Genomic DNA, 17,929 nt, shown 5'->3' on the forward strand with positions numbered 1-17,929 from the left:
CAAAGGTAGCAAGGCGAACTTGCGCAACGACATGGGGGCTCTCCTTGAACAGCAGACACAGGGTGTGTGCTGCTTAGAAGAGCGCAGACCGCGTGGGTTCCAATTGCGACCCTCATGGCTTGTGGGTTGGGGCTTGGGGCCTGTGGGAGCGGGCCTGTGGGAGCGGGCTCTGCCCGCGAAGGCTTCACCGCGATCTGCCTGACACACCGCGTCGATATCTTCGCGGGCAGAGGGCTTGGCCGCCCGCCCCGCTCCCACAAAAGGGGGGGCGGGAATCTGCCGGAGCGTGCTAGCCGCGCGACCTTTACTTGGTGTGGTAGCCGGTCACACGCTCGACTTCCTGCTTGGAGCCCAGGAACACCGCGACGCGCTGGTGCAGGCCTTCGGGCTTGATGTCCATGATGCGCTGGCGGCCGTCGGTCGAAGCGCCACCGGCCTGCTCCACCAGGAACGACATCGGGTTGGCTTCGTACATCAGGCGCAGCTTGCCTGGCTTCTCCGGCTCGCGGCTGTCGCGTGGGTACATGAACAGGCCACCGCGGGTCAGGATGCGGTGCACATCGGCGACCATCGAAGCGATCCAGCGCATGTTGTAGTTTTTCTTCAGCGGGCCTTCTTCACCGGCCAGCAGCTCGTCCACGTACTGGGTCACCGGGGCTTCCCAGTGGCGCTTGTTGGACATGTTGATGGCGAATTCGGCGGTGGTTTCCGGGATCTGAATGTTTTCGTGGGTCAGCACGAAGCTGCCCATTTCGCGGTCCAGGGTGAACCCCTTCACGCCATTGCCCAGCGTCAGGATCAGCATGGTCTGCGGCCCGTAGATGGCGTAACCGGCAGCGACCTGCTGGGTGCCAGGCTGCAGGAAGGCTTGTTCCTTGAGGCTGTCGTTCTGGCTCAGGTGCTCGGTAGGGCAGCGCAGCACCGAGAAGATGGTGCCGACCGAGACGTTGACGTCGATGTTGGAGGAGCCGTCCAAGGGGTCGAACACCAGCAGGTACGCACCTTTGGGATACTGGCCGGGAATCTGGTAGGCGTTGTCCATTTCTTCGGACGCCATGCCGGCCAGGTGACCGCCCCATTCGTTGGCTTCGAGCAGGATGTCGTTGGACAGCACGTCCAGCTTCTTCTGCACTTCGCCTTGGACGTTTTCGGTGCCCATGCTGCCAAGCACGCCACCCAGGGCGCCCTTGGACACCGCATGGCTGATCTCTTTGCACGCGCGCGCCACCACTTCGATCAGGAAGCGCAGATCGGCCGGCGTGTTGTTGCTACGGGTCTGCTCGATCAAGTAGCGACTCAGGGTAACGCGGGACATGGACGACTCCGGAGTAGAAAAGGGGGTTGGGGAAAGCCCGCACAGTTTACACGGGTGCGGTCAAACCTAGCGAGCGCTAGCCACGCCGCGGCAGCTATCAGATAGCTATCAATGGAGATAGTTCGGTAAGGGGGTGTATCAGGTGCACCGCCGCATGCCCTTCGCGGGCAGAGCTCGCTCCCACAATCGGCAGGTGTGGGAGCGGGCTCTGCCCGCGAAGGAAACACCGCGGTTCCCGGCCTTACTCCAGCGCCTGCCAGATATCCTGCGCATACTCGCGAATGGTCCGGTCCGACGAGAACCACCCCATGCGCGCCGTATTGAGCACGGCCATGCGCCACCACTTGTCGGCGTCGTGCCAGGTCTCCTCGACCTTGCGCTGCGCATCCCAGTACGCATCGAAATCGGCACACAGCAGGAAGCGGTCATAGCTGGTCAACGAGTCGACCAAACCGGCGTAGCGCGATGGATCATCGGACGAGAACACACCGCCACGAATGGCCTGCAGAACGTCGTTCAAACGATGAGAAGCAGCGACATCACCATGAGCGCTGAAGCCCCCGGCATGTTTGCGCTCTTCGACCTGGGCTGCAGTCATGCCGAAGATGAACATGTTCTCCTTGCCCAGGAAGTCGCACATTTCCACGTTGGCGCCGTCCATCGTACCAATGGTCAACGCGCCATTGAGGCCGAACTTCATGTTGCTGGTACCCGACGCTTCGTAGCCGGCCGTGGAAATCTGCTCGGACAGGTCGGCCGCCGGAATGATGCTTTCGGCCAGGCTGACGTTGTAGTTGGGCAGGAACACCACCTTGAGCAGACCGCGCACGGTTGGATCGTTGTTCACCACCCGAGCGATGTCGTTGGCCAGCTTGATGATCAGCTTGGCCTGGTGATAACTGGCCGCCGCCTTGCCGGCGAATATCTTCACCCGCGGCACCCAGGCGGTTTCCGGCTCGGCGCGAATCGCCTGATAGAGCGCCACGGTGTGCATCAGGTTGAGCAATTGCCGCTTGTACTCGTGGATGCGCTTGACCTGAACGTCGAACATGGCCTCGGGATTGACCGCCACCCCCACGCGCTCATGAATGATGCGCGCGAGTGCTTTCTTGCTGTTCAGTCGTTGCGCAGCGAACGCCTTGCGGAACTCGGGCTGGTCGGCAAAAGGCTCGAGGTTCTTCAGCAGCTTTTCCGGATTGTCGAGCAGTTCCGGCCCGAGCTTGTCGACCAGCATGGCGGTCAGCTCGCTGTTGGATTGGTACAACCAGCGGCGGAACGTGATGCCGTTGGTCTTGTTGTTGATCCGGTCGGGATAGAGCTTGTGCAGCTCGGAGAACACCGTGCTGCGCATCAACTGGGTGTGCAGGCCCGACACGCCGTTGACACTGTGCGAGCCGAGAAACGCCAGGTTGCCCATGCGCACGCGACGGCCGTTGTCTTCCTCGATCAGCGATACCGCGCGCAGCACATCGACGTCGTCCTGGCCTTTGGCGCGCAGCGAATCGATGTGATAGGCGTTGATCAGGTAGATGATCTGCATGTGCCGCGGCAGCATGCGCTCCATCAAGCCCACGGGCCAGGTTTCCAGCGCTTCGGGCAACAGCGTGTGGTTGGTGTAGGCCAAGGTGTTGACGGTGATTTCCCACGCCGTGTCCCAGGCCAGACCGTGTTCGTCTACCAACTGGCGCATCAGCTCCGCCACTGCAATGGAGGGGTGAGTATCGTTGAGCTGGATGGCGGCCTTGTCGGACAGGTTGAGCAGGCTGTCGTTGCCATTGAGATGACGACGCAACAGGTCCTGCAGGGAGGCTGCAACGAAGAAGTACTCCTGGCGCAGGCGCAACTCCTGGCCAGCCTCGGTGCTGTCGGCGGGGTACAGGACCCGCGAGATACTTTCGGCGCGGGCCACTTCGGCCACGGCGCCGAGGTGGTCGCCCGCATTGAAACGCTCCAGGTGCAGGTCTTCCATCGCCCGTGCACGCCACAGGCGCAGGGTATTGACGCTGGAGCCGCGCCAACCCACCACCGGCGTGTCGTAGGCGATCGCGCGTACGGTCTCGCTGGGCGACCAGACCTGCTTTTGCTGGCCTTCGCTGTCGGTGACGGTTTCCACATGGCCGCCGAAGCTGATCGGGTAGATCACCTCGGGACGCTCGAACTCCCAGGGGTTGCCGAAATTCAGCCAGTTTTCGGTCTGTTCCTGCTGCCAGCCATCGACGATGGCCTGACGGAACAGACCGTGTTCGTAGCGGATGCCATAGCCGTGGGCGGCGACGCCCAGGGTCGACATGCTTTCCATGAAGCAGGCCGCCAGGCGTCCAAGGCCGCCGTTGCCCAGCGCCGCATCGGGTTCGAGCAGGCGAATGCGCTCCAGATCCACGCCCAGGTCGGTCAACGCTTCACGTGCGATGTCCAGCAGGCCGAGGTTGCTCAGGCTGTCGTAGAGCAGCCGACCAATGAGAAATTCCAGGGAGAGGTAATAGACCCGTTTCTGACCTTTGCGGTAGATCTGCCGGGTGTGATCCATCCAGTGCTCGACCATGTGGTCGCGCGCTGCGAGGGCGATGGCCTCGAACCAGTCATGGTCGAATGCGTGATCGGGGTCCTTGCCCACCGCGTAGGTGAGTTTGGCGAGTACAGCAGCGCGAAAATCGGCCACCTCGGCGTCACGGACAAGCGGTTCCTGAGACATGCAATGCGTCCTCGGGGAAATTGACGATACTGGATGGAATACCTGAGCCTAGACGCTTCGACACACACTCAATGCTCAGGTTCGTAACTTTGCACCATTCGCGGGGTTTCGGGCAGAAGGTTGTTCACTTTTTCACCAATGCCGGTATGATCGCGCGCCCTGATCCATCTTGCCTGATGACCTGACGATGAAAAGCTCTTTGATTGCCGCCGCCGAAGTGGACCGCCTGGACACCTGGCAGAAATATTCTGCGCCGATGTGCGGCGCCTGTATCTCGACCTGCTGCACGCTGCCGGTGGAAGTGAAGATCAAGGACCTGATCCGTATCGGTGTGGTGGATGAGTTCGAGAAAGGCGATCCACCCAAGAATGTCGCCAAGCGGTTGCAGAAGGAAGGCATCGTCGAGCGCTTCAACCAGAAGTCGGGCATTTTCACCCTGACGCGCATGAGCAACAACGATTGTCTGTACCTGGACAAGAAAAGCCGCCTGTGCACGATCTACGAAAAGCGCCCGGACACCTGCCGCAACCACCCCAAGATCGGACCTCGCCCCGGCTACTGCGCCTACCAGCCCAAACCGATATCGCGCCAAGGCTGACCCACCCCAGCTCAATGCGGGAGCGGGGTGCCAAAGCCGGCCTCTTCGCGGGCAAAGGGCTCGCCGCCCGCCCCGCTCCCACACTGAGCTGCGGTGTGTCAGGCAGACCGCCCCGGTCCCACAATGGCGGTGGTCATCTGTGGGAGCGGGTCTCTGCCCGCGAAGGACGCGCCGCCGAGTTACCGCCGGTCACCGCTGCCGACTCAATCCCGCCAGCCGCGTCGACAGCGCCTGCATGCCCTGGCTCAGTTCGCTGAGACTGGACGCGTCACGCGCGCCGTCCTCACTGGCCGCGTGAATGCGCACCGCCAGCTCGGTGATTTCCTGAGTGACATGGCTCTGCTCCTGGGCCGCCACGGCGATCTGCTGAGTGCGCTGGACGATGTCGTCGAAACCCACCACCGTGCTGCCCAGCGATACGCTCAGCACACCGGCCTGCTGCGCCACGGTGCGCGTCCGGTCCTCGCCCGCCACCATGGTATCGACCGCCTTTACCGACGCCTGACGCAACTCACCGATCATCTGCTGAATCTCGTCGGCCGACGCCTGGGTGCGCCCGGCGAGGGTGCGCACCTCATCGGCGACCACCGCAAAGCCTCTGCCCTGCTCGCCCGCGCGAGCCGCCTCGATGGCAGCGTTGAGCGCCAGCAGGTTGGTCTGCGCGGAAATCGACTTGATCACGTCGAGCACACCGCTGACGCTCTCGATGTCCTGACCCAAGCGGGTGATGGCGTGAGCCACGCTGGCAATATCGCCGGTCAGAGAATCGATCGTCTGACTGTTCTGCTCCACATGCCCCTGACTCGCGCGCGCCGTCGACAGCGACAGCTGCGCGGTGTCGGAACACTCCGTGGTGTTGGAGGCAACCTCTTGGGCGCTGGACGACATCTCGGTGATCGCGGTGGCCAGCAAGGTATTGTCCTGGCGCTGGGTTTCCGCGCGCTCGGCCATGATCACCGACAGCCGCGCGACATCATCGGACTGCTGCTGCAAGCGCAGCGCCTCATCGGCAATCGCCTTGAGCATGTTGCGCAGGTTGCCGGCGTAGCGGTTGACCGCGCCGCGCAACTGGCCGATCTCATCGACCCGTGCCACGTCCAGTTCTGCGCTGGTGCCACCGCCCTGCTCGCCCAATTTGTCGATCTGTGCCGTGGTTTCATTGATCTGACTGAACACCGCGCGTCCGGCCAGCCAGGCCAGGCCAAACACCAGCGCCAGGATCGGCAGCAGGGTGGTGAGGATATCGATGGTCAACTTGCTGGCAATACCGGTCATGTGTGCCTGGGGCGTGGCCAGGCCCACTGTCCAGCCACTGGCCGGAACCCGCGTGAGGCTGATGTAACCTGCCCCACCCAGCTGCGCATCATGATCCACCTGAAAGGTCTGCGCCTCACGCTGGCCGCTGCTGCGCCACTGGGTGACGGCCTTGAACCAGGGATAGGCGGCGAGCAGTGCCGTTTCGTCAGCAGGCGCCGGCTGCTCGCCGGTGGCCGGGAAATACAGGACCTTGCCGGACGGATCGATCGCAAAGGCATAGCCACCGTTGACCTGCCCATTGGACTTGAGGAAGTCGGCCAGGCCCGTGAGGGTCAGGTCGATGGTCGCCACGCCGGCGAAACGGCCGTCGTGGCTGTAGGGCACGGTACAGGTGGTCATCAGAATCTTGCTGACCGGGTCCTCGTAGGCATCCGACCAAGCGCAGCGACCGGGCGCGGAGGCCTTGCCCTGCACGTACCAGTCGGCGGTGTGATAGTCATCCACAGTGCTGGCGTTGTACTCCTCCGAATACCCCAGGCTCTGGCCGCTGCGCGCCCAATAGAAACTGCGACGGGCCACGCCTGCGCTGAATGCGTCCGGCTCGGGCCACAGGCCACCGCCGGCGATGGCGGTATTGCCCTGGGAATCGATGATTGGAGCCAAGGTACCTTTCACCAGCTCGACGTCCGCTGGCAGCGTCGCGCCCAGGCTCGCCAAGGCAGCGACGCGGCCTTCGATCTCGGCCAGTTCGACCGACAGTTGCCGCGCGATGGCCGTGGCCGACTGCTCGGCGCTCTTGGTGTTGGACTGGATCAGCTTGGGCTCGCCGCTGAGCACCATGACCGCATAGATGGCGGCCGCAGTTACCAGCAGGATAAACACGATGCCAAGGCTGAAGCGGGACATGATCTTGGTGGGTAGCAGGCGCATGGGGCCCCCTTCGGAGGGAATCGATATTGCCTGCGCTATCGGCCTGGGGGTGGAAAACTGGAGGGCGGACGATAGAGGGCTTTGCGGTGCCAAAGCCGGCCTCTTCGCGCGCAGAGACCCGCTCCCACAGTGGCGGCGATCATCCGTGGGCGGCGAGCCCTCTGCCCGCGAAGGCCTCCCTGACACACCCAAGCCCCCTGTGGGAGCGGGTCTCTGCCCGCGAAGAGGCCAGACCTGCTAGCACCCACAGCCATAAAAAAACCCCCGAACGCTTTCGCGCCGGGGGTTTTTTCGATCAACCGGAACTACGAATCAGTTCTTGGCTTTCTTGGCAGCGCGGGTGCGCTCGCCTTCGTCCAGGATCTTCTTGCGCAGACGGATCGACTTCGGCGTGACTTCGCACAGCTCGTCGTCCTGGATGAATTCCAGGGCCTGTTCCAGAGTGAAGCGAACCGGCGGAACCAGAGCGATGGTCTCGTCTTTACCCGAGGCACGCATGTTGTCCAGCTTCTTGCCTTTGGTTGGGTTGACGCCCATGTCGGTGTCACGGCTGTTCAGGCCGACGATCTGACCGTTGTAGATCTCCTGACCGTGCTCGACGAACAGCTTGCCGCGCGCCTGCAGGGTTTCCAGGGAGTAGGTCAGCGCCTTGCCGGTTTCGACCGAAACCAGTACGCCGTTCTGACGGCCGGACATGTGGCCCGACTTCATCGGAGCGTAGCGATCGAAGATCGAGGTCAGGATGCCAGCACCGTTGGTCAGGGTCAGGAACTGGTTACGGAAACCGATCAGACCACGAGCAGGGATGTTGTATTCCAGACGAACACGGCCCTTGCCATCCGGCACCATGTTGGTCAGGTCGCCTTTACGCAGACCCATTTCTTCCATGACCTTGCCCTGGGATTCTTCAGGGGTGTCGATGGTGACGTTCTCGAACGGTTCCTGCTTCTCGCCGTCAACCTGGCGGATGATCACTTCCGGACGACCGACGCCCATTTCGAAGCCTTCGCGACGCATGGTTTCGATCAGTACCGAGAGGTGCAGCTCACCACGGCCGGAGACCTTGAACTTGTCGGCCGAGTCGCCTTCTTCAACGCGCAGAGCCACGTTGTAGAGCAGTTCCTTGTCCAGACGGTCCTTGATGTTACGGCTGGTGACGAACTTGCCTTCCTTACCGCAGAAAGGCGAGTCGTTGACCTGGAAGGTCATCGAAACGGTCGGCTCGTCGACGGTCAGTGGCTTCATCGCCTCGACGGTGTCCGGGTGGCACAGGGTGTCGGAGATGAACAGCGAGTCCATACCGCTGATGCAGACGATGTCGCCAGCAGCGGCTTCTTCGACGTCCACACGGTGCAGACCGTGGTGACCCATCAGCTTGAGGATACGGCCGTTGCGCTTCTTGCCGTCGGCACTGATGGCCACAACCGGGGTGTTCGGCTTGACCGAACCACGAGCGATACGGCCAACACCGATGACGCCCAGGAAGCTGTTGTAGTCCAGAGCGGAGATCTGCATCTGGAATGGACCTTCACGGTCCACGGCTGGCGCTGGAACGTTGTCGACGATCGACTGGTACAGCGGGGTCATGTCTTCGGCCATGTCGTTGTGGTCCAGACCGGCGATGCCGTTCAGGGCCGAGGCGTAGACGACTTTGAAGTCCAGCTGTTCTTCGGTGGCACCCAGGTTGTCGAACAGATCGAAGATCTGGTCCAGAACCCAATCAGGACGCGCGCCCGGACGGTCGACCTTGTTGATGCAGACGATCGGACGCAGGCCGGCTTCGAACGCCTTCTTGGTCACGAAACGGGTTTGCGGCATAGGGCCGTCCTGGGCATCGACCAGCAGCAGCACGGAGTCGACCATCGACATCACACGCTCTACTTCACCACCGAAGTCGGCGTGGCCCGGGGTGTCCACGATGTTGATGTGGTAGCCGTTCCAGTTGATGGCGGTGTTTTTCGCCAGAATGGTAATGCCGCGCTCTTTTTCCTGGTCGTTGGAGTCCATCACGCGCTCGTCGTTGAGCTCGTTGCGCTCCAGAGTGCCGGACTGACGCAGGAGTTTGTCTACCAGGGTGGTTTTACCATGGTCAACGTGAGCAATGATGGCGATGTTGCGTAGATTTTCGATCACTTGTGTATCTCGATCAGAGGATTCGGTTGCCGCGCATTCTACGTGGCGAATATTAATAAACAGCGAATTCGGTCAAGCGGCGCAGTGACTCCCGCGCTGCCTGCAATCGGGAGGGCGATGGCGGATACTTCCGCCATTCAACCCCGGAACTCTATGTCGGACGATAAACGCGCACATTGGCATGTCCCTCACTCAACAAATGGTGAGCATGCAGTCGGCTCATGACGCCCCTGTCGCAATACAGCAAGTACTGGCGTGTGAAGTCCAGTTCCTTGAAGCGGTTGTTCAGGGCATAAAAAGGCATTGCCTTGACCTCGATGCCGGCCAGTGACAATGGCTGGTCTTCCTGGGCATCGGGGTGGCGGATATCGATGACGACCTGTCCGGGCAGCACCTGGCTGACCTCTTCGACTTCGATATCCCGGCCCAGCTGGTCGATGACTTCATCGATGGACACCAGCTTGGCACGCTCCAACGCTCGCTCGAGCACGGCCATGTCGAAAGACTTCTCTTCATGGACAACGCGCGGCAGTTTTGCGCTGGTGGTCGGGTTGACCGAAATCACGCCGCAATATTCTGGCATGTGTTTGGCAAAATCGGCAGTCCCAATTTCAACTGCTTGATCGATGATGTCCTGTTTATGGCTGGCCAGCAGTGGACGCAACACCAATTTGTCGGTGGCGCTGTCGATCGCCGACAGGTTGGGCAGGGTCTGACTGGAGACCTGGGAGATGGCCTCGCCGGTGACCAGCGCAGGAATCTTCAACTGGTCGGCCAGGCGCGTGGCGGCACGCAGCATCATGCGCTTGAGGATCACGCCCATGTGGCTGTTGTCGACCTTGCCGAGAATCTCGCCCAACACTTCTTCGAACGGCACGCTGATGAACAGCACGCGTTGGGAGCTGCCGTACTTCTTCCACAGGAAGTGAGCGACTTCCATCACACCCAGTTCATGGGCGCGACCGCCCAGATTGAAGAAGCAGAAATGGGTCATCAGGCCGCGACGCATGATCTGGTAGGCCGCGACGGTGGAGTCGAAACCACCGGACATCAGAACCATGGTCTGTTCCAGAGCACCCAACGGGTAGCCGCCCAGGCCATCGTGCTGGTCATGGATGACGAACAGGCGCTGGTCACGGATTTCCAGGCGCACCACGACGTCGGGCTTTTTCAGGTCGATGCCAGCGGCGCCGCACTCACGGCGCAACTGGCTGCCGACGGTGCGCTCCACGTCCATCGAGCTGAAGGCATGCTTGCCGGCACGCTTGGCACGCACCGAAAAGATCTTCCCAGGCAGCAGCGGGCCGAAGTGCGCCTTGCACTTGGCCACGATGTCATCCATATCGCCCAGCGGGTATTCGTCCACTTGCAGGAAATGCGCGATACCTGGCGTGCAGCTCAGGCGCTCGGTCATCTCGCGCAACACCTTGGCGTCCGTCAGCTTGGTCTGGACTTCAAGGTTGTCCCACACGCCATTGACCACCAGCTGCGGGTCCAGGTCACGGAGCACCATGCGGATGTTCTTGGCGAGCTGGCGGATGAAACGCTTGCGCACCGGCGGGCTCTTGATGGTGATCTCTGGGAAGACTTTTACGATAAGTTTCATGAAAACAGCGCGCGAAATGCCAGCCTGAAAAGAGGGGCGCGGATTATAGCGGAAATTGCTCAAGGTTTGACCAGTTATCGTACGAACGGCCGAACGCACCATTCTGGACCGCCCGCAAACACCCCGCACCAAACCGGCGCACCCACATTCACCACAGCCCCCTGTAGCAGCGGCGCAAGCCGCGTCCCGCCTTTATAAGCATTGATGCCTAAAACAAAGCATGACGCGGCTTGCGCCGCTGCTACAGGGGAATGTGCTCGAACATAGGGATCGTGCACATCTGCGTTGCACCCATCACGGGGCACTGGCATGCAAATTGCTCCCTTGTGAGGCAGGTTGCCTTGGCCGACTATCGGGCCCGGCATCACTCATATTTGGGGCCCTCACCATAATCGGCCCTATTCCACCCCGGAGGACAACATGTCGAAGTCGGTTCAACTCATCAAAGATCATGACGTCAAGTGGATTGATCTGCGCTTCACTGATACCAAAGGCAAGCAGCAGCACGTGACCATGCCAGCGCGCGATGCACTGGACGACGACTTCTTCGAAGTCGGCAAGATGTTCGACGGCTCCTCCATCGAAGGCTGGAAAGGCATCGAAGCCTCCGACATGATCCTGCTGCCCGACGACAGCACCGCCGTGCTCGACCCGTTCACCGAAGAGCCGACCCTGATTCTGGTCTGCGACATCATCGAACCGTCGACCATGCAAGGCTACGATCGCGACCCGCGCGCCATTGCCCACCGTGCCGAGGAATACCTGAAGTCGACCGGTATCGGTGACACCGTGTTCGTCGGTCCCGAGCCTGAGTTCTTCATCTTCGACGAAGTGAAGTTCAAGTCGGACATCTCCGGCTCCATGTTCAAGATCTTCTCGGAACAGGCTTCCTGGATGACCGACCAGGACGTCGACGGCGGCAACAAGGGCCACCGTCCAGGCGTGAAAGGCGGCTACTTCCCAGTGCCACCGGTCGACCACGACCACGAAATCCGTACTGCCATGTGCAACGCACTGGAAGAGATGGGTCAGGTCGTCGAAGTTCACCACCACGAAGTGGCGACTGCCGGCCAGAACGAAATCGGCGTCAAGTTCAACACCCTGGTCGCCAAGGCCGACGAAGTGCAGACCCTGAAGTATGTCGTGCACAACGTTGCCGACGCCTACGGCCGCACTGCTACCTTCATGCCCAAGCCACTGTACGGTGACAACGGCTCGGGTATGCACGTGCACATGTCGATCTCCAAGGAAGGCAAGAACACCTTCGCTGGCGAAGGCTATGCCGGTCTGTCCGATACCGCCCTGTACTTCATCGGCGGCATCATCAAGCACGGCAAGGCACTGAACGGCTTCACCAACCCGTCGACCAACTCCTACAAGCGTCTGGTCCCAGGTTTCGAAGCACCAGTGATGCTGGCCTACTCGGCTCGCAACCGTTCCGCTTCGATCCGCATTCCTTACGTCAACAGCCCTAAGGGCCGTCGTATCGAAGCCCGCTTCCCGGATCCGGCAGCCAACCCGTACCTGGCCTTCGCGGCCCTGCTGATGGCTGGCCTGGACGGCATCCAGAACAAGATCCACCCTGGCGATGCCGCCGACAAGAACCTGTACGACCTGCCGCCTGAAGAGGCCAAGGAAATCCCGCAGGTTTGCGGCAGCCTGAAGGAAGCCCTGGAAGAGCTGGACAAGGGCCGTGCGTTCCTGACCAAGGGCGGCGTGTTCAGCGACGACTTCATCGATGCCTTCATCGCTCTGAAGAGCGAAGAAGAAATCAAGGTTCGTACCTTCGTACACCCACTGGAATACGACCTGTACTACAGCGTCTGATCCCTGTGATGTGACAGAAAGGCCACCCTCGGGTGGCCTTTTTTCGTTGCGCGGTCGCCACAGCCGCGGTGCACCCGACCTGCCATTTGCTCTATGCTGGCCTCCATGCAAGCGCCACTCAGAGAAGTTTCCATGCGCTCACCCCTAGCCTCGCTTTTACTGCTGTGTTCGCTGCCTGCCGCCGCGCAGATCTACAAGTACACCGATGCCCAGGGCAACACCGCCTACAGCAACCAGCCTCCCGAGGGGCGTGCGAGCCAGACGGTCGAACTGCCGCCGCTCAACAGCGTAGAGTCGCCGCGCAAGTCGGTGCCGGTGACCCTGCCCAACACGGCCGTCCAGGTGCCGCAGACTCAGTACAGCCAGCTGGACCTTACCGGCCTGCCGAGCGACGAGGCACTGCGCGCCAATAACGGTACCTTCGACGTTGGCGTAGCGATCGTGCCCCGCCTGCGCTCGGGGGACCGGCTGCGCCTGGTCCTCGACGGCCAGCCCTACGGCCAGCCGACCAACGTGCCGCGCCTGCAACTGGTGAACGTCGATCGCGGTGAACACAGCCTGGCGGTGCAGGTGGTCGACAGCCAGGAAGCGGTCATCCAGGAAAGCGCCACCGTCACCTTCACGGTGCAGCGGGTTCACCTGCCGTGAGGTACCGGGCCCTGCTCTGGCTGGCATTGGTTACCGCCTCCGCGCAAGCTGCGGTGTACACCTACGTCGACGCCAACGGCAACCGGGTGTTCACCGACCAGCCCGGCAAAGGCGCCGAACGCGTGCCGATGCCGACACGCTCCGGCACCAGCGCACCGGCGACCGCCACACCGCCACGCACCGGCAAGGTGGTCATGCCGAGCAAATCGACGGTGATGCGCTATCAGATGCTGCGCATCCTCGGCCCGCTGCCGGACACCGCCGTGCGCGAGGAAGACGGTTCACTGATCGTCACCCTCACCAGCGAGCCAGCCTTGCAGCCGAACCATCGCTACCGCCTGCTGCTGGACGGTGAAATCGCACAGGCTCCGGGCCGCAGTCCGGTATTCGCCCTGAGCAATGTTGACCGCGGCACCCATACCCTGGCTGCCGAGATCATCGATCAGGACGACCACGTGATCGAACGCACACCTGCCCAGCCGGTTCATCTGCAGCGCATCTCGCTGATCCAGAAGCGCCGTGTCCATCCTTGCCGGACTGCCGATTACGGCGTACGTCCGGAATGCCCGCTCAAAGACAAACCCGAAGACGACTGAGCCGCGACCCGGCGGTTAACACTGGCGCACTCGATTGGTGCACTATCACGGCAGACGAAAGTCGGAACGTGCCATTTTGGTTCGTCCTGGCGGCATGCCACGGGTTTTCGCGCAGACGCTGAGCACCTGTGGCACTCATTTGTACGATCGGCGCTTCTTTTCGGAGCCTTGGTTTGGTTCTTGCATTTTCCCTGCACCAGCGAGTTTGTTTCGCGCGCGAACCCGGGCATTGCCACGGGCGCCCTGTGCCAAAAGAGGTCACCTGTCCCCATGACCATCAGCGATGCCCTGCACCGACTGTTACTCGACAACCTCACCACTGCCACCATTCTGCTCAATGCCGACCTGCGCCTTGAGTACATGAACCCCGCAGCCGAGATGTTGCTGGCGATCAGTGGCCAGCGCAGCCATGGTCAGTTCATCAGCGAACTGTTCACCGAATCGACCGAAGCCCTGAATTCTCTGCGCCAGGCCGTCGAGCAGGCGCACCCCTTCACCAAGCGCGAAGCGATGCTGACCGCGCTGGCCGGGCAGACGTTGACGGTCGACTATGCCGTGACGCCGATCCTCAGCAACGGCGCGACCTGGCTACTGCTCGAAGTGCATCCGCGCGATCGCCTGCTGCGCATCACCAAAGAGGAGGCGCAGCTGTCCAAGCAGGAAACCACCAAGATGCTGGTGCGCGGCCTGGCCCACGAGATCAAGAACCCGCTGGGCGGCATCCGCGGTGCTGCCCAACTGCTGGCCCGCGAGCTGCCCGAGGAAAGTCTCAAGGACTACACCAACGTCATCATCGAGGAAGCCGACCGCCTGCGTAACCTGGTCGACCGCATGCTTGGCTCGAACAAGCTGCCCTCGCTAGCCATGACCAACATCCACGAGGTATTGGAGCGGGTGGCCAATCTGGTCGAGGCTGAAAGCCAGGGTTGCATCACCTTGGTGCGCGACTACGACCCGAGCATTCCCGATGTCCTGATCGACCGCGAACAGATGATCCAGGCGGTGCTCAACATCGTGCGCAACGCCATGCAGGCCATCAGCGGCCAGAACGAGCTGCGCCTGGGCCGCATCAGCCTGCGCACCCGCGCCATGCGCCAGTTCACCATCGGCCATGTGCGCCATCGCCTGGTGAGCAAGATCGAGATCACCGACAACGGTCCGGGTATCCCGGCCCAACTGCAGGAAACCATCTTCTACCCCATGGTCAGTGGCCGTCCCGACGGCACCGGCCTGGGGCTGGCCATTACCCAGAACATCATCAGTCAGCACCAGGGCTTGATCGAATGTGAAAGCCACCCCGGCCACACCACTTTTTCGATCTTCCTGCCGCTGGAACAAGGAGCCGCTTCGTCATGAGCCGTAGTGAAACTGTCTGGATCGTCGATGACGACCGTTCCATCCGCTGGGTACTGGAAAAGGCCCTGCAGCAAGAAGGCATGACCACCCAAAGCTTCGACAGCGCCGATGGCGTCATGAGCCGGCTGGCACGCCAGCAGCCCGACGTGATCATCTCCGACATCCGCATGCCCGGCGCCAGTGGCCTGGACCTGCTGGCGCGCATTCGCGAACAGCATCCGCGCCTGCCGGTAATCATCATGACCGCCCATTCGGACCTGGACAGCGCGGTGGCCTCCTACCAGGGCGGCGCTTTCGAGTACCTGCCCAAGCCGTTCGACGTCGACGAGGCGGTCTCGCTGGTCAAGCGCGCCAACCAGCACGCGCAGGAACAGCAGGGCCTGACCGAAGTCCCGGCATTGACCCGCACGCCCGAGATCATCGGTGAAGCGCCGGCCATGCAGGAAGTCTTCCGCGCCATCGGCCGACTCAGCCACTCCAACATCACCGTGCTGATCAACGGTGAGTCGGGCACCGGCAAGGAACTGGTCGCCCACGCCCTCCACCGGCACAGCCCACGGGCCGCTTCTCCCTTCATTGCGCTGAACATGGCGGCGATCCCCAAGGACCTGATGGAGTCGGAGCTGTTCGGCCATGAAAAGGGCGCCTTCACCGGCGCGGCCAACCTGCGCCGTGGACGCTTCGAACAGGCCGACGGCGGTACGCTGTTTCTCGACGAAATCGGCGACATGCCGGCCGATACCCAGACGCGGCTGCTGCGCGTGCTGGCCGATGGCGAGTTCTATCGCGTTGGCGGGCACATTCCGGTCAAGGTCGACGTGCGTATCATCGCCGCCACCCACCAGAACCTGGAAACCCTGGTGCACGCCGGCAAGTTCCGCGAAGACTTGTTCCATCGCCTCAATGTGATCCGCATCCACATCCCGCGCCTGTCGGACCGCCGTGAAGACATCCCGACCCTGGCCCGCCACTTCCTCAGCCGTGCCGCCCAGGAACTGGCGGTCGAGCCCAAGCTGCTCAAGAGCGAAACCGAGGAATACCTGAAAAACCTGCCGTGGCCCGGCAACGTGCGTCAGCTGGAGAACACCTGCCGCTGGATCACCGTGATGGCATCGGGTCGGGAAGTGCACACCAGCGATCTGCCGCCCGAACTGCTGAGCCTGCCGCAGGACGCAGCACCGGTGACCAACTGGGAGCAGGCGCTGCGCCAGTGGGCCGACCAGGCCCTGGCACGCGGCCAGTCGAGCCTGCTCGACAGCGCCGTGCCCAGTTTCGAGCGGATCATGATCGAGACGGCCTTGAAGCACACCGCCGGACGCCGTCGCGACGCCGCCGTGCTCCTGGGTTGGGGTCGCAACACCCTGACCCGCAAGATCAAGGAGCTGGGCATGAAAGTCGATGGCGCCGACGAGGACGAAGTCGAGGAAGCCTGACGTCCCGCACACCGCCTCGGGCATACCCGATCCCTGTAGCAGCGGCGCAAACCGCGTCCGGCCTCACCGCGGTGAGTCTGATGCACCGCACATACCGCCGACGCGGCTTGCGCCGCTGCTACAGGGGGGGCTTGAAGAAACTCTCCGCTTTTGTGCATTCGCGGTGTGCACTGCACCCACACGATGCGCTGTTGAACATCGCTGATCGCTCGGATGAAACCTCGTTCGTTTCAATGAGCTAAAAGACTGTTATCCGATAAAAATATTTTTCCTTATATTTCAATCAGATAGACAGTACGGCAAAAAATTTTGGGGTATTCAGAAAGCTTCTGCAACAAAACTGGCACGCGCGCTGCAATGTACTAATCATTACCCAGTTTCGGGAACCTTGGTACAGGCAGGCCGGGGATTCCCTCTTTACACCGCGACTCCAGCCAAGGCTGGAATACCGCACAACTGTTTTGGGGACCTTGGTACAGGCAGGCCGGGACTCCCCTTCTTTACACCGAAACACCTGGCCCCGCGCCAGGTATTTCATCCCCGCTTGGGGGGCTCCGGTACAGGCAGGCTGGAGTCCCCTCTTTTATTGCTCGCCCAGCTCGATGGTGGTTTGCCAACGTCCATCGACCTGCACCGCGCGCCAGTGCAGCTGCAAGGGGCGCGCCGCCACGGCGGTCAACAACAACCCCTCATCACTGCGCTGAATGCGCCAGGTCACCGGCTTGCCGTCCACCAGCAACCGCCCGCTGGCCGGCGCACCCGTGGCGTCGAACAGCATTGCCACCGTTCCTTCGACCAACTCGGCATGCACCTTCGGCTCGTCGTTGAACCACAGCACCAACTGGTCGCGGTGCACTTCGATGTTGTCCAGGCGAGCAGGCTCGGGATTGGTCAGGCGGCCAATCATCAGGCCGATCAGCAGGCCGAACAGGGCCAGCGAGCCCAAGACCCGTGGCCACAGTTGCGAACGCTCGCTCGGATCAGGAGTAGAATGCTGCCCGTCCTTCAGTTCGGTGCCGCGCATGTTTCACGTGATCCTTTTTCAACCAGAGATTCCACCCAATACGGGCAACATTATCAGGCTGTGTGCCAACAGCGGGTGTGCCCTGCACCTGATAGAGCCGATCGGCTTCGAGCTGGACGACAAGCGCTTGCGTCGGGCCGGCCTGGATTATCACGAATATGCCACGCTGCAGCGCCATGCCGATGTGGCCAGTTGCCTGGAAAGTTTGGGGCAGCCACGGGTGTTCGCGTTCACCACCAAGGGTTCGCGACCGTTTCATGATGCCAGCTTCGAGAAGGGCGATGCGTTCCTGTTCGGTCCGGAAAGCCGTGGGCTGCCGGCCGAGGTGCTGGACGCGCTGGACAGCCAGCACAAGTTGCGCCTGCCGATGCGCGAGGGGTGCCGCAGTTTGAATCTGTCCAATACCGTGGCGGTCGCGGTGTATGAGGCTTGGCGACAGCTGGGGTTTGAGTAGGGCTTGAGGGCCTCTTCGCGGGCAAAGGGCTCGCGAAAGAGGCAGCACGCACACACAAAA

13 protein-coding genes are annotated in these 17,929 nt (G+C 61.8%); 7 read left to right on the top strand and 6 right to left on the bottom strand.

The window, feature by feature from the left end:
* Positions 1–304: 304 nt before the first annotated feature.
* Positions 305–1,315 (bottom strand): class 1 fructose-bisphosphatase, encoded by a 1,011-nt coding sequence (locus ASF66_RS15275; RefSeq protein WP_049861729.1) that lies wholly within the window; start codon positions 1,313–1,315, stop codon positions 305–307.
* A 241-nt stretch (positions 1,316–1,556) separates the two neighbouring features.
* On the bottom strand, positions 1,557–4,007 hold the full coding sequence (locus tag ASF66_RS15280) for a glycogen/starch/alpha-glucan phosphorylase (RefSeq protein ID WP_056844447.1): 2,451 nt from the start codon (positions 4,005–4,007) through the stop codon (positions 1,557–1,559).
* Between the two features lie 187 nt (positions 4,008–4,194).
* Here ASF66_RS15280 and ASF66_RS15285 point away from each other — a divergent pair, with 187 nt between their 5' ends.
* Positions 4,195–4,605 (top strand): YkgJ family cysteine cluster protein, encoded by a 411-nt coding sequence (locus tag ASF66_RS15285; RefSeq protein WP_049861727.1) that lies wholly within the window; start codon positions 4,195–4,197, stop codon positions 4,603–4,605.
* A 189-nt stretch (positions 4,606–4,794) separates the two neighbouring features.
* Here ASF66_RS15285 and ASF66_RS15290 read toward each other — a convergent pair whose 3' ends face one another.
* The 3 genes from ASF66_RS15290 to thiI form a co-directional block, all read right to left on the bottom strand.
* Entirely contained in the window at positions 4,795–6,792 is a 1,998-nt protein-coding gene (locus ASF66_RS15290) for a methyl-accepting chemotaxis protein (RefSeq protein ID WP_056844448.1), read from the bottom strand.
* Between the two features lie 312 nt (positions 6,793–7,104).
* Complete coding sequence (gene typA, locus ASF66_RS15295; RefSeq protein ID WP_049861725.1) at positions 7,105–8,925, bottom strand: translational GTPase TypA; 1,821 nt, start codon at positions 8,923–8,925, stop codon at positions 7,105–7,107.
* Positions 8,926–9,076: 151 nt separating this feature from the next.
* Entirely contained in the window at positions 9,077–10,531 is a 1,455-nt protein-coding gene (gene thiI, locus ASF66_RS15300; protein WP_049861724.1) for a tRNA uracil 4-sulfurtransferase ThiI, read from the bottom strand.
* Positions 10,532–10,951: 420 nt separating this feature from the next.
* Between thiI and glnA the strand changes: the two genes are divergently transcribed.
* From glnA to ntrC, 5 genes are all read left to right on the top strand, one after another.
* Positions 10,952–12,358: a glutamate--ammonia ligase gene (glnA, locus tag ASF66_RS15305; protein WP_049861723.1), complete on the top strand. Its 1,407-nt coding sequence runs from the start codon at positions 10,952–10,954 to the stop codon at positions 12,356–12,358.
* Between the two features lie 132 nt (positions 12,359–12,490).
* Entirely contained in the window at positions 12,491–13,006 is a 516-nt protein-coding gene (locus ASF66_RS15310) for a DUF4124 domain-containing protein (RefSeq protein ID WP_056844449.1), read from the top strand.
* The gene (locus ASF66_RS15315; RefSeq protein WP_056844450.1) at positions 13,003–13,602 is read left to right on the top strand and encodes a DUF4124 domain-containing protein; all 600 of its coding nucleotides are present in this window, start codon (positions 13,003–13,005) and stop codon (positions 13,600–13,602) included. Before ASF66_RS15310 ends, ASF66_RS15315 begins: the two co-directional genes overlap by 4 nt.
* Positions 13,603–13,872: 270 nt before the next feature.
* The gene (gene glnL / locus ASF66_RS15320; RefSeq protein ID WP_043191452.1) at positions 13,873–14,958 is read left to right on the top strand and encodes a nitrogen regulation protein NR(II); all 1,086 of its coding nucleotides are present in this window, start codon (positions 13,873–13,875) and stop codon (positions 14,956–14,958) included.
* A complete protein-coding gene (gene ntrC, locus ASF66_RS15325) occupies positions 14,955–16,391 on the top strand; it encodes a nitrogen regulation protein NR(I) (protein ID WP_049861720.1) in 1,437 nt (478 codons plus the stop codon). The genes glnL and ntrC overlap by 4 nt, the downstream gene beginning before the upstream one ends.
* 583 nt (positions 16,392–16,974) lie before the next feature.
* Here ntrC and ASF66_RS15330 read toward each other — a convergent pair.
* On the bottom strand, positions 16,975–17,415 hold the full coding sequence (locus ASF66_RS15330) for a hypothetical protein (RefSeq protein WP_056844451.1): 441 nt from the start codon (positions 17,413–17,415) through the stop codon (positions 16,975–16,977).
* Between ASF66_RS15330 and trmL the strand changes: the two genes are divergently transcribed.
* A complete protein-coding gene (gene trmL, locus ASF66_RS15335) occupies positions 17,414–17,869 on the top strand; it encodes a tRNA (uridine(34)/cytosine(34)/5-carboxymethylaminomethyluridine(34)-2'-O)-methyltransferase TrmL (RefSeq protein ID WP_056844452.1) in 456 nt (151 codons plus the stop codon). The genes ASF66_RS15330 and trmL overlap by 2 nt on opposite strands.
* Positions 17,870–17,929 lie beyond the last annotated feature (60 nt).

Source organism: Pseudomonas sp. Leaf129, from assembly GCF_001423465.1.
Classification (GTDB): domain Bacteria; phylum Pseudomonadota; class Gammaproteobacteria; order Pseudomonadales; family Pseudomonadaceae; genus Aquipseudomonas; species Aquipseudomonas coleopterorum.